Consider the following 14419-nt stretch of genomic DNA (forward strand, 5'->3'; position numbering starts at 1 on the left):
GGTGGTGCGATGTGCTGCCGGGGGCGGGACGGGCGGTCATCCGCCGTCGCCGTCGCCGGGGTCGGGGTCGGGCGGGTCGGGGAGGCGGTAGTCCTGCGTCTTGGAGGCTCCGGTACCGACCTCGTTGACCGCGGACACACGGACCAGGATCGTCTGCCTGTAGGCGACCTGCCCCGCAGAGAACGGGTACTGGATGCTCGGCTGCCCCGGACGGCCGATCACCGACCACCCGCCGCCGGTGTTGAGCTCCACCACGTACTCGGTGATTCGCGAACCACCGTTGTCAGGCCTCCCCCAGCTCGCGTCGAGACGCGAGAGGTCGTCCGGGACAGAGATCGAGATGTCACCGACCTCACTAGGTTCGCTCGCCCGGGTGAGGGTCACCACCTGACTCGCTCGGACCGCCCCGTCACCGGCACCGGAGTACGCCATGACCTCCACCTGGACCGTCATCGAGCGCTTCCAGAAGTCGAGCTCCGGCAGGTTGGTGCACTGGCCAGATCGCGTCTCGGGGTTGTCCACCCCTTGCCAGCTCCTCGGGCTGCCGTCGACGATGCAGCGGTAGCGGAACCCCCGAGACGAGCCGCCCCCCCCAGTTGCCAGGGGCGTCCCACGTGACGTCGACCCGCGTCGGTCGGTTGCCGCCGTCGCGGACCGGCTCACCGAGGGAGACACCACCCACCTGCCCGGGCCGGGTCACCGGCGTCGCCGATCGTGACCCGCTCCACTCGCCCTTGCCCGCCTCGTTGACGGCGCGCACCCGGACCGACACGGCCTGGCCGCCGGTCAGACCCGTGAGCCGGTGGCTGGTGCCGCCGACCGTGGTCTGCACGCTGCCGTTGACCTCGACCTCGTATCCCGTGATCCGGGAGCCTCGGTCGCTCGGCGCAGGCCAGCTCAGGTCGATGGTCCCCGCCCCGGGGTCGGCGCTGGAGGACGGGTTGGCCTGGAGCCCCGAGACGCCCGCAGGCGCACCGAAGGCCGAGGAGCTCGCGCTGCCGGCGCTCCCCCGCCCAGCCTTGTTCGCGGCCCGCACGGCGAAGGTGTACTGCACGCCGTTGGCCGCGTCCGTGAACGCGTAGGACGTCCCCGTCAGGCCCCCGACGGTGCGTGAGTTCGGCCCGCCGGAGATGACGAGCTCGTAGTCCCGGATCGCGTCACCGTTGGTGGCACCCGGGGTCCAGCGGACGTCGATCTTGCCGCCCAGCGCGTCGTCGACCCGGGTCGCGGTGACGGAGGGGGCGGCAGGGACGCCCGCGGGGGTGTCCTCGGTCCATCCGCTCCACGGCCCGGGATCGGGAGCGCGGTTCTGGGCCCGCACGCGCACCGCGTAGCTGGTGCCGTTGGCGAGGTCGGGCAGGGTCGTGCTGGTGCTCGACGTCGTGAAGGAGCTCTGCCCGCGCTGGTTCGCCGGGCTGATCTCGACCGTGTAGGCCGTGATCGCCGAGCCAGGGTTGTCCGGGGCGCTCCAGCTGGCCGCGATCTGACGGTCGCCGAACACCAGGCTCGGGGAGCCGGGGGCTCCGGGGACCGCGTCGGGCCGGGCCGGTGCCGAGGCAGGGCTCGGGTCGGACCAGTCGATCGCGTTCCGCGCCGCGACGGTGAAGCTGTACTCGACGTCGTTGGTCAGGCCGTCGATGGTGCACGTGGTCGAGGCGCACTCGCGGACGTTGCCGCCTGGCTGGGCGGTGACCCGGTACCCCGTGATGGGTGACCCGTTGTTGGCCGGGGCGTCCCACGAGAGCACCACGGTGCGGTCGCGGACCTCACCGACCCGGGGCGCACGCGGGACGTCAGGCCGACCACGCACCGTCATCCTGATCCGTCCCTCGACCTCACGGTCCGGGTCGCCGGTGACGTCCCGCACCCGGTAGCGGGTGACCATCGTGCCGATGAAGCCCGCCGCGGGTCGGACCGCCACCCCCTGGCCGGAGACGCTCGCGTCGCCGGCACCCGGGGTCTCGACCACCGCGCCGACCACGGTCAGCGGCTCGCCGGGGAACGGGTTCGAGGCGCCGTCGAGCACCGCGACCGTGTGGGTGTTGCCCTCGACCCCCTCGAGCTGGTGGTCCACCACGTTGGCCAGGCGACGCGAGCTGGCCGTCACCTGGAACTCGACCTGCCCGGTCACCGAGCTCGAACCGCCGTAGGCGATCTGGACCCCGACGCCGCCGACCGTGCCCCGGGGCACCGTCGGGTCGGCCTGGACGGTCAGCTGCGTGCCGTCCAGGCTCACGCTGAACCCGCGCGGGGCCTGCGAGGTCAGGCTGTACGCGTAGCGCTCGAGGCCCTCGGCGGTGCCGACCGGGGTCGAGGTGAACACCCGCAGGTCGACCACGGTGACCTCCCCCGGGCCCACCGTGAGCGTGGACGGGCTGAAGGTCGGCGGGTAGGCCTCGGCGGCGAGCACCGTGATCGGCAGGGTCACCACCGAGGTGCGTCCCTCCGCGCCCGGCAGGGCGTCGGTGACCTGGACCGAGATCGACGCCGGTCCGGCGTAGTTCTGCTGCGCGGTGTACTGCAGCGTGCGGTTGTTCACCACGAGGGGGGACCCGTCCGCGCGGGTCGCGGTGACCCGGCTCGCGTCCTCGACACGCACCGACCGGCCGGGGGCGACCTGGATCTGCTCGTCGAGGGAGATCTCCAGCCGCTCCCCCGCGACCACCCGCAGCTCGGGGGCCCGTGGACGGCGCACCGGCGGGAAGTCCCCGAGGGCGGGCACCGTGATGAAGGCCAGGGAGTTCACGCCCTCGGCCTGCGGGTGGGTGTTGGTCAACCGGTACGGGATGCTCTGCGGCTGGGTCGTCAGCTGGACCAGCACGCGGCCGGCCTCGGTCACGCTGGCGACCTCGCCCGCCGAGCGGTGCACCGAGACCTCCAGGTCGGAGCGCGGGCCGCTCGGGTTGTCCGCGACCTCGAGGACGTCCACCTCGACGGTCGACCGGTTGATCGTGTCCACGGCGGGCACGACGACGTCGCGGGCCACGGGGGGCAGGAAGGGCGCGTCGTCGGAGACCGTCACCGTCAAGGTCGCGGTGTCCCGGCCACCGCGGTCGTTCGTCGCGGTGTAGCCGACCTGCACCACGCCCGAGCTCTCCGGGGTCTGGACCACGACGCGCCGGCCCTCGACACGGGCCTCGACCCCTTCCTCGACGTCGAGCTCCTCGGCGAGGGTCAGCTCACCGCCCGAGGTGTCCACGTCGTTGCCCAGCACCCGGACCTCGACCCGCTGACCCGGACGGACGGTGACGTCGTCGTCCCGGGCGACGACCGCAGCCGCCGTCGTCGGGCGCGGGGCGATCCCGACCCGCACCCGTGCGACGGCACGCTGGCCGACCCAGTCCTCGACCGCGTAGGTGAACTCGTCGGTGCCGAGCTCACCCGGCAGCGCCTCGTAGTCCATCCAGTCGGCACCGATCGCCACGATCCGGCCCTTGGACGGCACGACGTCGGGCCCCAGCAGGTACACCCCGTCCCCGTCGCGGTCGATGCCCACCAGCGGGACCGGGATCCGTACCGTCCCGCCCTCGAAGACACGGGCCGTGAGGTTCTCCGGACGCGGCAGAGCCTTGTCCTCCGGGTCGGAGGGGTGAACGCGGACGGTCACGCTCGCGGCCGTGGCGTTGCCCGACGGGTCAGTCACGACGAAGGTCGCGTGCACCTCCATGGGTGTCGCCGGGGCCTGGTAGCGCAGGGTGTCACCCGAGACGAACATCAGGCCCTGGCCGCTCGCGAGGGGCTCGGCGAGGGTCGTCTGCAGGGTCAGGGGGTCGCCGTCGGGGTCGTAGGCGTCCTGGAGCGCACGGATCGTCACGACCCCGCCCGTGCGCACCGTCGCCACGACGTCCGGCACGACCGGGGCCTGCTGGCCGGCCGCAGCAGGGACGGGCTGGACGAGGATCTCCCCCGTCACGGAGGCCACGCCGTTGGAGACGGTGTAGCTCGCGACCACGGGCCCCTCGAGGACGCGCGTCGAGGTGAACCGCACGAGCCGGTGGTTGAGCACGGCCGCGCGCAGCCCGGTGCCCTCGGGCACCTCGACCGACTGGAGCACCATGACGCCCCCCGCGGGGTCGACGTCGTTCGCGAGCGGGTCGATCGTCACCTCACCGCCCGGGGGCAGGAGCGCGACGTCGAGCACCGCGACCGGCGGCGGCGTGGTCTCGGGCTGCTCGAGCACGTCGATGCGCGCCAGGCCGGCGGCCTCCTGCGGGGAGGCCGTGACGAGGAAGCTCACGTAGTAGGTCCCGGGGCGCGGTGCCGTGAAGCTGAAGGTGCCGGCGGTCAGGTCGGGCTCGACCGTCGCCTCGGCGTGGTCGTCGACCCCCGCGAGCCGCACCGGCTCACGCGTCGCGCTGCGCACGCTGGCCAGGGGACGCACCGTGACGGGCTGGTCGACGTAGGTCTCGGCGTGCACCGGGTCGATCAGCGGGGCGAGCGAGCCCGCGGGACGGACGTCCACGTTGACGATCCCGTCGACCGTCTCGATGCCGTCGGAGACCTGCACGGTCACCAGCTGACGGCCCAGGTCGGCGCCGTCCGAGACGAAGGTCAGCTCACCGTTCTGGCGGGTGCGGACCGCGCTGCCCGAGTCGACCGAGGCCCCGACCAGCACCAGGTGGTCGCCGTCCGGGTCGCGGAAGTCCGGGAGCAGGTCGTAGGTCGCCGAGGCGCCCTGCTCGACCAGCACGGTGCCCGTGCGCAGCTGCACGGGCGGCTCGTTGAGGGAGTCGGGGCGCGCTGTCAGGCGAACCTCGGCCGTCGACGGCGCCGAGCTGCCCCGACCGTCGTTGATCGTGTAGGTGAGGTCGACGGTGCCCGTGGCCCCCGGCGTCGTCGTCAGCTGCAGGGCCCTGCCGCCGTACACCGGCACGAGGGTGCCGAAGTCCTCCGGGATCGGGTCGTGCTCGGAGATCGTCAGGATGCCGCAGTCGGAGGAGGTGTCGTTGTCGATCACCGAGAGGATCGTGGTCCGACCCGGCCGCACCCCGAACTCGTCGTCGGCCGCGAGGGGAGAGCTCGAGTCCGCGGTGCACTCGGCCTGGAGGTTCTGCGTGGCCTGCGTCGCGTCGGAGTCGTCGTCGTCCTCCTCGATCTCCTCGTCCGGCTCGATGTCCTGCCAGTTGGGCTCGCGCAGTCGCGGGTCCTCGAGGGGCACCCACAGGCGGCCCCGCGACGTGTCGTTCAGGACCACCACGTCACGGTTGACCCGGAACTTCAGCTCGTCGGAGGTGGTCATCTCCTCGAGGTTCTTGGCCCTGGCGTCCGAGCCGTCGCACAGCTGGAGGTAGTTCCCCGTGGCGGAGGCCCATGCGCCGTGCGCACAGCTGCCCACCCGCACCGGAGCCGCCGGGCGCCCTGAGCCGCCCGCCCGGTGCTCCCGCACGTCGCCGCCGTCCAACGGCACCTCGAGCAGGGCGTCCGGGGTGGCGACCAGCACCTGGGAGGCCTGCGGGCCCGGCTGCTGGACCAGGAGGTCCGTGCCGTAGGCCGCGAGGTCGGTCGACCCCGACGGGGTGTGCACCTGCGTGCCGACCAGCACCACGAGGTCGGTCCCCACCGTGGTCGCCTGGTCGAACCCGGGCACCCCGCCGTCGGGCAGCCCGGAGAGGGTGCCGTCCTCGGCATGGTCGACCGCGTCGCTGCCCTCGACGACCGAGACCTCGTGCAGGGTCCCGTCCACCGAGGCCCCCACGACCGTGCCGTCCTCCCCGACGACGGCGACCCCGCCCTCGCCGAGCTCCACGTGCGGGGTCTCCGAGCCCAGGGCCCCGACCATGGACACCGGCCCGACCCAGAGGCCGCCCGACCCCGGGACGCTGACCGCGACCGTGCCGGCAGCCATCGAGACCTGCGCACCGAAGGGCACCGCAGCCTCCCCGGCGAGCACCACGCCCGCGGGGTCGACCGCCGAGACCTTCCCGGGCTCGACGAGCAGCACGTCCTGCGCGTCCTGCAGCACGTCGAAGTCCGAGGTCGTCGCGACCAGCCCGGCGTTGAGCTCCTCGATCTGCATGTTGAAGCGACCGAGCTTCTGCTGCGAGGTGTTCGTCAGCCACACGGCCCCGTCGTTGAGGTCCACCTGGGCGACGGGCGCGCCCGGGTACATCAGGGCCAGCGTCGCGGCCACGACCGGGATCGTGACGGCAGCGCCCAGCCGCGTCCAGGACCGGCGTCCCTCGTGGGGCCCCGCGGCGGCCCTCCCCAGCACCTCAGCCACCGTTCACGCACCCCACCGCAGGCTGGGCCGAGGACCGGCGGTCGGCCCGCACGATCGCGACCTCGACGCAGACCTCACCGGTGGCCGTCGGGGCGAACAGGACCTGCGGCTCCTCGACGACGGTGAGGACCGTGGCCCCACCAGGGACGACCTCGCCCCACAGGTACTGGTCCCCGTCGAGCGGCTCGGGGTTGACCCAGGTGAACTCGACCTCCTCGCCCACGCGGCGACCCTCGAGCTCGGTCGGGGCCGGCACCGCGAGGACCAGGTCGACGGTCGGCGACGCGTCGGGCGAGGTCTCCTCGGGGGCTGCCTGGGGCTCCCCGCCGAGGGCCAGCACCCCGGCCAGGACGGCCGCACCCAGCACCAGGATCCCGCTCGCGACCAGCGCGATCACGCGGCCTGGCCCGCGGGTGGGCGCAGCCTCAGGGACGGCAGAGGGCACCTCCTGCGCCGAGCGGCGCCACGCCTCGAGCACGTCGTCCGGGTCGCCCTCGGCGAGCCCCGTGGCGACCGGCGCGTAGACCGGACCGGCGACCGACCCGAGCGGCTGCCCGACCGCCGGTGTGGGCCCCGGGCCCGTGGAGGCCGGGACCGGCACCAGCGGGCCGTCGGGCGAGACCGACACCACCGGGCGCAGCCGCGTGGCCTGGTCGCCCTCGCCGTCCCGCTCGCCGTCGGAGACCTCACGGTCCGTCCCGCCGTCGGGACCGCCCGGAACCTCCGAGGTCACGTCCTCCGGGAGGTCCAGAGGGGTCAGCGGCAGCAGCAGCTCGGCCTCGACCTGCTGCAGGGCCCGTGCGAAGGCCAGCGCCGAGTGGTGACGGCGCTCGGGGTTGCGGTCCATCGCCCGGGCCAGCACGGCCTGCAGGCTCTCGGGCACGTCACCACGCCCGGTCGCGCTCAGCGGGGAGCGCTCGATCCGCATGATCAGGTCGGCTGCCGTGTTCGAGCCGTCCGGCACCTCGAAGGGCGACCTGCGGGCCAGCAGCGAGTAGACCGTCGCGGCCAAGGAGTACACGTCCGAGCGGACGTCGCCGGTCGGGTCCTCGACCAGCATCTCCGGCGGGGACCACGGGATCGACATGCCCGTGGCCGCCCCCGAGGCGAGGGTCGTCGCCGCGATCCCGAAGTCGGTCAGGGCCGGCCAGCCGAAGTCGGTGATCAGCACGTTGGCGGGCTTGATGTCCCGGTGCAGGATCCCGGCCCGGTGCGCGGTCTCAACGGCCGAGGCCAGCCGGATGCCGAGTCGCAGCACCTCGGCCACGCCCATGCGCTCGGTGCGGTAGCGCTCCCCCAGCCCCGCCCGGGAGCAGTACTCCATCACCAGGTAGGGGCGACCGTCGGCCGCGACGTCGGCGTGGTAGATCGTCACGATCGACGGGTGGTGGGACAGCTGGGCCATGAGGTCGGCCTCGGTGCGGAAGCGCCCGCGGACCTCGTCGCTCAGGTGGCTCGCCAGCAGGACCTTGACCGCGACCGAGCGGCGGGGCATCTGCTGCGTGTAGAGGAAGACGTCCGCGAAGCCGCCCATGCCGAGCAGGTGAGCCGCCTCGTACCCGGGGATCGCTGGAGGCGCGGACGGTTCGCGGCGGCTGCTCATGTGCCCCGCTCCACGATGAAGGTGACGCCCTCACCGAGGTCCACGACCACGCCCGGCTCGACGACGGTCGGCTCGCCCGGGTGCAACCGCTGCGGACCTGCGTTCTGGCGCAGGAGCAGGACGCCGTTGGTCGAGCGCAGGTCCGTGACCAGCACGTCCTCACCGTCCATGCGGACCTCGGCGTGGGTGCGGGAGATGTCCTGGTTGGGGCTCGCGACGGTCACGAGCCGCGGGAGCTGGCTGTTGGTCACCCTCGAGACCTGCGGGGCGCGCCCGAGCAGCACGGGCCGGTTGAGGGAGACCACCAGGCCTGAGGACAGCTGGATCTTGGCCGGCGGCGGGGCCTGCGGGGCCGGCACCGCGAAGGGCCCGGGTACGGCGTCCCCCGCCCACTCGGGCAGCTGTCGGCGCAGGGCGACGACGTCCGAGCTGAGCACGGTCAGGCCGTCGTGGTCCTCGGCGGGCTCGATCGTGGCGGGGGCGGCAGGCTCGGGGGTGGCCGCGGCGGCGGGCTCGGGGGTGGCCGCGGAGACGGGAGCCGAGGTCGGGACGGGGGCGACCTGCTGCGCCGCGAGGTGGTCCGTCTCGAGCAGGTCGCGCGGGGTCAGCGCCTCGCCCCGGTGGGTCAGGCGGGCCGCGGGAGAGGCTGCGGCCGCGAACGGGACGCTCGCGAGGGCAGGCACCGGCTCGGGGGCGGCCGCCGGCTCGGGCGCGGCCGCCGGCTCGGGCGCGGCGTGCTCGGGGGCGGCCTGCGCGGGGGCAGGCTCGGGGGCAGCGCTCTCACGGCGCGCGTCCGCGCGGGCAGGCTGCTCCTCGCGCACCACCGGAGCGGAGCCCTCGGCGGGCCGACGGTCCTGACGACGGCGCCCCTCGGCCCCGCGCCCGGGCTGCGCCTCGGCCTCCACCTCGGCGCGGGCAGGCACGCCAGCAGCCGGGCGCTCGCCGCCTCGGTCTCTGCTGTCCCGCAGCTCGACCTCGACGCTCGAGGCGCGCACGACCCCGGACAGCACCGGGAGGAGCTCGTGGCCGCCGTCCTGGTCCTGCCCCGGCGTCCTCGCGGAGCCTGCGGCGGGCGCACGCACGGTCAGGCTGCGCGCAGCCCCGACGAGCTCCTCGGTCCAGGTCGCGACCTGTGCCGCGGACAGCACCCGGGTGCCCGACGCCGTCGCGACCTCCACCTCGACCTCGCCTCGCACCACCGCGTGCACCTCCCCGCCCTCGACCGAGACCAGGGCGAACGGGGGCAGCTGAGCGATCCCCGGGGCCAGCAGCACCTGGAGCTGCTCGGTGAGAGCGCCCCCGCCGCGCAGCGAGATCCAGATGTCGCGCACGGTCTCGGCCCGGGTGGTGCCCGGGAGGAGGACGACGCTGCCGTCGGTCACGACGGCGTACCAGTCACCGGCGGTGTAGGCGGGGACGATCATGGGGTCACCTCGGGCTGGGAACGGCTGGGGCGGGGAATGGTGGCACCGTCGATCTCCTCGTCCCACGCGTCCTCGGAGACGGCGGCGGACAGGACCGGTCGGTCCTCCGCACGGAGGGTGTCATCGGTGTCGGCTGCTGCGGCGACCGTGGCGACATCCACCACGACGGCACTGACGTTGTCCCTGCCGCCGGCCTCGATGGCTTGGGTCACCAGGAGCTGGGCGGCTTCCTGCGGGTCGGCGACCGTGTGGAGCACCACGGCGATCACCTCGTCGGGCAGCTCGGAGGTGAGGCCGTCCGAGCAGATCAGGAGCCGGTCGCTGCTCCCGGCGGGGATGAGCCAGTAGTCGGGGTCCGGGTCCGGGCCGGTCCCGACGGCGCGGGTGATGACGTGCCGCTCGGGGTGCTCGAGAACCTGCTCGGGGGCGATCTCACCGCGGTCCAGGAGCTCCTGCACCACCGAGTGGTCGACGCTGATCTGCTCGAGCACGCCGTTGGACCACCGGTACACCCGCGAGTCCCCGATGTTGAACACGAGCCAGTAGGAGCCGCCGTCGTGAGCGGCGATGGCCACCCCCGCGACGGTGGTCCCTGCCGTGCGGCCCGCCGCGACGGTCTCCCGGAGCCTGAGCGCCGTGCGGTGGAAGCAGTCGTGGACGTCGTCGGGGCTGGCCGAGGCTCGGCCGGCGAGCTGGGAGAACTCCTCGACGGCGAGACGGCTCGCGACGTCGCCGGCCGCGTGCCCACCCATGCCGTCCGCGACGAGGAAGACAGGGGGGTAGGCGAGGAGGGCGTCCTCGTTGAGCCGGCGCACGCGACCGCGGTCGGTTGCCGAACCCCACGACGTGCGCACTGAACCCCCATCCCTCCAGCCTCCCCCGGCGCACCTGGACCGTGCGCCACCAGCGGGCAGACTCCCGTCACTCCATCGGCCTAGTGGGGCCAGGACTTGAGCCTTCCGGGCGGACGAGTTTCAGGCGGCTCGGTCGACCAGTGCCTCGGCGAAGGACACGAGGGCGTCCTTGACGGCTCCCGAGGGAAGCGTACCGAGTGCGCGGACCGCATCCTGCGCCCAGGCCTCGGCCCTCGCCCGGGTCTCCTCGACCACGGGGTGGCCCCGCAGGCCGGCGACGGCCTCGGCGAGCGCAGCGTCGTCGGTGAGGTCCGCGTCGAGGAGGCGCACGAGCTCCCGGTCCCCCTCGGTGCCTTCGGGCCCGGCGGCCTGCGCGCGGAGCAGCAGGGCGGGCATGGTGGGCACGCCCTCGCGCAGGTCGGTCCCCGGGGTCTTGCCCGTCTGGGCCGGGTCGGCGCTCAGGTCGATCACGTCGTCGGCGAGCTGGAAGGCGACGCCCACCTTCTCGCCGTACGCGACCAGCGTGCTGACGACGTCGGGCCGGCAGCCCGCGAACATGGCCCCGAACCTCGCCGAGGTGGCGATGAGCGACCCCGTCTTGTCCGAGAGCACCTGGATGTAGTGCTCGACAGGGTCCTCGTGCTCGGCCGGGCCGACCGTCTCGTGCAGCTGGCCCAGGCAGAGCCTCTCGAAGGTGCTCGCCTGGATCCGGACGGCGTCCGGTCCGAGCCCGGCGACCACCGCGGAGGCACGCGCGAACAGCAGGTCCCCGGTGAGGATCGCGACGTGGTTGCCCCAGACCTCGTGGGCTGCGGGGGCGCCGCGACGTACCGGGGCCGAGTCCATGACGTCGTCGTGGTAGAGCGTCGCGAGGTGGGTCAGCTCGACCACGACCGCGGCGTCGACGACCTCGGGACGGTGCCCCTCGCCCAGCTGGGCGGCCAGCAGGGTCAGCAGCGGCCGCAGCCGCTTGCCCCCCGCGTTGACCAGGTGCCGGGAGGCGGTGTCGGCGAGCACGTCCGCGTGGGCGACCGCGCCGCGCAGGCGCTCCTCGACGAGGGAGAGCCGACCCGTGAGCAGCTCGGTGAGCTCCGGGTCGGCCACCGGCAGGGACAGAGAGCTCACGGGATGAAGACCGCCGCGTCGGCGAGCACGTCGAGCAGCGGTGACGGGAAGACGCCCAGCGCGATCGTGCCGAGCACACCGAGACCGATCGCGACCGTCGTCAGCCCCTCGGACCGGACCACGGTCGTCGACTCCCCGGCCGTGCCGATCGGGTCGGTGAAGAACATCAGCACGATCAGCCGCACGTAGAAGAAGACCGCCGCGGCCGAGGCCACCACGCCGACGACGACGAGCCAGGCGAGCCCACCGTCGATCGCCGCCGCGAAGACCGCGAACTTCCCTGCGAAGCCGGCCGTGAGCGGGATCCCCGCGAAGGACAGCAGGAAGAGGGTGAAGGCACCCGCGAGGACGGGGTGACGCTGCCCCAGGCCGGACCACTGCGACAGGTGCGTCGCCTCGGCGACGACGGCCCCACCCGGGCCCGCGTTGACCTCGCGGACCAGCGACACGATCGCGAAGGCGCCGATGGTGGCGAGCCCGTAGGCCAGCAGGTAGAAGAGCACCGAGCTGATCCCGGACTGGGTGAGCGCCACGACGCCGACGAGGATGAAGCCCGCGTGGGCGATCGAGGAGTAGGCGAGCATCCGCTTGATGTCGGTCTGCACGATCGCCACGACGGTGCCGACCACCATGGTGATGACCGTGACCCCGAGCAGCAGGGGCATGAGGTCCCACTCGAGGGGCGGGAGCACCACGTAGACGATCCGCAGCATCGCACCGAAGGCCGCGAGCTTGGTGCACGCCGCCATGAAGCCGGTGATCGGGGTCGGTGCGCCCTGGTAGACGTCCGGGGTCCAGGAGTGGAACGGCACGGCGCCGACCTTGAACAGCAGACCCACGAGCACCAGGACGAGCCCCGCCAGCAGCAGACCGTCCATGCCCACGACCGTGGTCGTGGCGACGGCGATGTCCGCGAGGCGCACCGACCCGGCGAAGCCGTACAGCAGGGCCGCGCCGAAGAGGAAGAAGGCCGAGGCGAAGGCTCCCAGGAGGAAGTACTTCATCGACGCCTCCTGGCTGAGCAGGCGACGACGGCGGGCCATGCCCGACAGCAGGTAGAGCGGCAGGGAGAGGACCTCGAGGGCCACGAAGAGGGTCAGCAGGTCCCCCGCGGCCGGGAAGATCATCATCCCGCCGAGGGCGAAGAGCACCAGCGGGTAGACCTCGGTCTGCTCGAGGCCCTTGCGCCGAGCGACCTCCTCGTAGTCCGAGCCGGGAACCGCTGAGGCCGAGGGCGCGAAGGCGTCCTCCCCCGACTCGGTCCGGTCGGCGATGACCAGGAAGGCCACCAGACCCAGCAGCGCGAGCATGCCCTGGAGCACGAGCGCAGGGCCGTCGAGGATGATCGAGCCGTCGAGCACCACGGTGCCGCCGGTCTCACGGACCCCGGACCACAGGGCTGCGACCGCCACGATCGCGGCCGCGGTCGCGGCCAGGGAGAGGGCGAGCTGCACGGGGCGCCGTACGCGCTGCGGGGCGAAGGCCTCGACGAGCACGCCGATCACTCCCGCGCCGAGCACCAGGAGCACGGGCGTCAGCTGGGCCCAGGCGATCTCAGGCGCCACGAAGGCCGCAGTCACTGGTCACTCCCGTCATCGGTGGTGCTGGTACTGGTCTCGTCGGCGTAGCTCGCGGTGGCGTCCTGGACCCCGACGTCCTCGAGGGTCTGCGAGGCGGGCTCGCGGACCAGGTCGAGGGCGGGGGCGGGGTAGAAGCCGAGCACGAGCATCAGACCGAGCAGCGGCGCGACGGCCACCTTCTCCCGCACCGAGAGGTCAGGGGTGGCGGCGAGCTCGGGGCGCACCGGGCCGGTGAAGACCTTCTGGTACGTCCAGAGGACGTAGATCGCTGCGAGCACCACACCGAGGGTGGCGACGATCGCCGCCGGGCGGTTGGCGCCGTAGGTCCCGACGATGACCAGGAACTCGCTGACGAAGGTCGAGAGCCCGGGCAGGGACAGGGCGGAGAGACCCGCGACCAGGAAGGTGCCGGCCAGGACCGGGACGACCTTCTGCAGGCCGCCGAAGTCCTCGATGCGCTGCGAGCCCCGCCGTGCGACGAGGAACCCGGCGATGAGGAAGAGCGCCCCGGTCGAGAGGCCGTGGTTGACCATGTAGAGCGAGGCACCCTGGACGCTCACCGAGGTGAAGGCGAAGATCCCCAGGACGATGAAGCCGAAGTGGCTGACCGAGGTGTACGCGATGAGGCGCATCAGGTCGCTCTGCCCGATCGCCAGCAGCGCGCCGTAGAGGATCGAGACGACCGCCAGCACGATGATCACCGGCGCCGCCCAGCGCGAGGCCTCGGGGAAGAGCGGCAGGCACAGGGTGAGCATCCCGAAGGTGCCGACCTTGTCCAGCACCCCGACCAGCAGCACCGAGGTCCCTGCCGGGGCCTGCTCGGCGGTGTCCGGCAGCCAGGTGTGCACCGGCCACATCGGCGCCTTGATGGCGAACGCCAGGAAGAAGGCCAGGAAGATGAGCCGCTCGGTGGTGACCGACATCTCCGTGCCGACGAGGTTGTCGACGAGGAATCCCTCGGGGCCGCCGGGGCCCTGCAGGTACAGGGCGATGACCCCCGCGAGCATCACGAGCCCACCGGCGAGCGAGAACAGCAGGAACTTCACCGCGGCGTAGCGCCGCTGGAGGCCGCCGAAGGCCCCGACCATGAAGTAGACGGGGATGAGCATGGCCTCGAAGAGCACGTAGAACAGGAAGACGTCACGGGCCGCGAAGACCGCGACCATGAGGGCCTCGAGCACCAGGACCAGGGCCATGTAGTGCCGGATGCGCCCTCCCGCGACGACCTCGCGAGCACTCGCCGTGCCCTCGGTCCCGGCGGCCGCGCGGTCGGGGTGCTCGCGCCAGGCGGCGAGGAGCACCAGGGGCACCAGCACCACGGAGAGCAGCACCAGGAGCAGGCCGACGCCGTCGACGCCCACGGCGTAGCTCACGCCGAAGGCCGGGATCCAGGAGGCCTGCTCGACCAGCTGGTGGGTGCCTGCGTCCGCGCTGTCGAAGCTCAGCGCCGCGAGGACGCCGACCAGGAGGGCCACGAGGGAGAAGCCGACCGCGATCGGCCGCGCGTGGCGGCGGGCGGCGCTGGGCAGCGCCCAGAGCACCGCGGCCCCGATGAGCGGCACCACGATGAGCGTGGTGAGCCAGGGGAAGGTCTGATCCTGCATGTGTGGTGT

8 protein-coding genes are annotated in these 14419 nt (G+C 73.3%); all 8 read right to left on the reverse strand.

The features are described 5' to 3' along the window. Positions 1 to 36: 36 nt before the first annotated feature. The 8 genes from J4G33_RS11420 to J4G33_RS11455 all read right to left on the reverse strand — a co-directional run bounded on the left by J4G33_RS11420 (position 37) and on the right by J4G33_RS11455 (position 14410). Positions 37 to 453, reverse strand: a complete 417-nt coding sequence (locus tag J4G33_RS11420) for a fibronectin type III domain-containing protein (protein WP_208056093.1) — start codon at positions 451 to 453, stop codon at positions 37 to 39. Next, a complete protein-coding gene (locus J4G33_RS17835) occupies positions 410 to 6130 on the reverse strand; it encodes an Ig-like domain-containing protein (RefSeq protein ID WP_208056094.1) in 5721 nt (1906 codons plus the stop codon). The genes J4G33_RS11420 and J4G33_RS17835 overlap by 44 nt, the downstream gene beginning before the upstream one ends. 82 nt (positions 6131 to 6212) lie before the next feature. Continuing rightward, positions 6213 to 7823 carry a serine/threonine-protein kinase gene (locus J4G33_RS11430; protein WP_208056095.1) on the reverse strand — a complete coding sequence of 537 codons (1611 nt, stop codon included), beginning with the start codon at positions 7821 to 7823 and terminating at the stop codon, positions 6213 to 6215. Then, entirely contained in the window at positions 7820 to 9247 is a 1428-nt protein-coding gene (locus tag J4G33_RS11435) for an FHA domain-containing protein (RefSeq protein WP_208056096.1), read from the reverse strand. Before J4G33_RS11435 ends, J4G33_RS11430 begins: the two co-directional genes overlap by 4 nt. After that, a complete protein-coding gene (locus tag J4G33_RS11440) occupies positions 9244 to 10062 on the reverse strand; it encodes a PP2C family protein-serine/threonine phosphatase (protein ID WP_307793862.1) in 819 nt (272 codons plus the stop codon). Before J4G33_RS11440 ends, J4G33_RS11435 begins: the two co-directional genes overlap by 4 nt. A gap of 159 nt (positions 10063 to 10221) precedes the next feature. After that, entirely contained in the window at positions 10222 to 11226 is a 1005-nt protein-coding gene (locus J4G33_RS11445) for a polyprenyl synthetase family protein (RefSeq protein ID WP_208056098.1), read from the reverse strand. Next, positions 11223 to 12806: an NADH-quinone oxidoreductase subunit NuoN gene (gene nuoN, locus J4G33_RS11450; protein ID WP_208056099.1), complete on the reverse strand. Its 1584-nt coding sequence runs from the start codon at positions 12804 to 12806 to the stop codon at positions 11223 to 11225. The genes J4G33_RS11445 and nuoN overlap by 4 nt, the downstream gene beginning before the upstream one ends. Continuing rightward, positions 12803 to 14410 (reverse strand): NADH-quinone oxidoreductase subunit M, encoded by a 1608-nt coding sequence (locus J4G33_RS11455; protein WP_208056100.1) that lies wholly within the window; start codon positions 14408 to 14410, stop codon positions 12803 to 12805. Before J4G33_RS11455 ends, nuoN begins: the two co-directional genes overlap by 4 nt. Positions 14411 to 14419 lie beyond the last annotated feature (9 nt).

It is taken from the genome of Actinotalea soli (assembly GCF_017565425.1).
Classification (GTDB): Bacteria; Actinomycetota; Actinomycetes; order Actinomycetales; family Cellulomonadaceae; genus Actinotalea; species Actinotalea soli.

Coding starts and splice junctions, on each gene's coding strand:
- J4G33_RS11420 (WP_208056093.1), bottom strand. CDS start 453: ATGACGGTCCAGGTGGAGGTCATGGCGTACTCCGGTGCCGGTGACGGG.
- J4G33_RS11430 (WP_208056095.1), bottom strand. CDS start 7,823: ATGAGCAGCCGCCGCGAACCGTCCGCGCCTCCAGCGATCCCCGGGTAC.
- J4G33_RS11435 (WP_208056096.1), bottom strand. CDS start 9,247: ATGATCGTCCCCGCCTACACCGCCGGTGACTGGTACGCCGTCGTGACC.
- J4G33_RS11455 (WP_208056100.1), bottom strand. CDS start 14,410: ATGCAGGATCAGACCTTCCCCTGGCTCACCACGCTCATCGTGGTGCCG.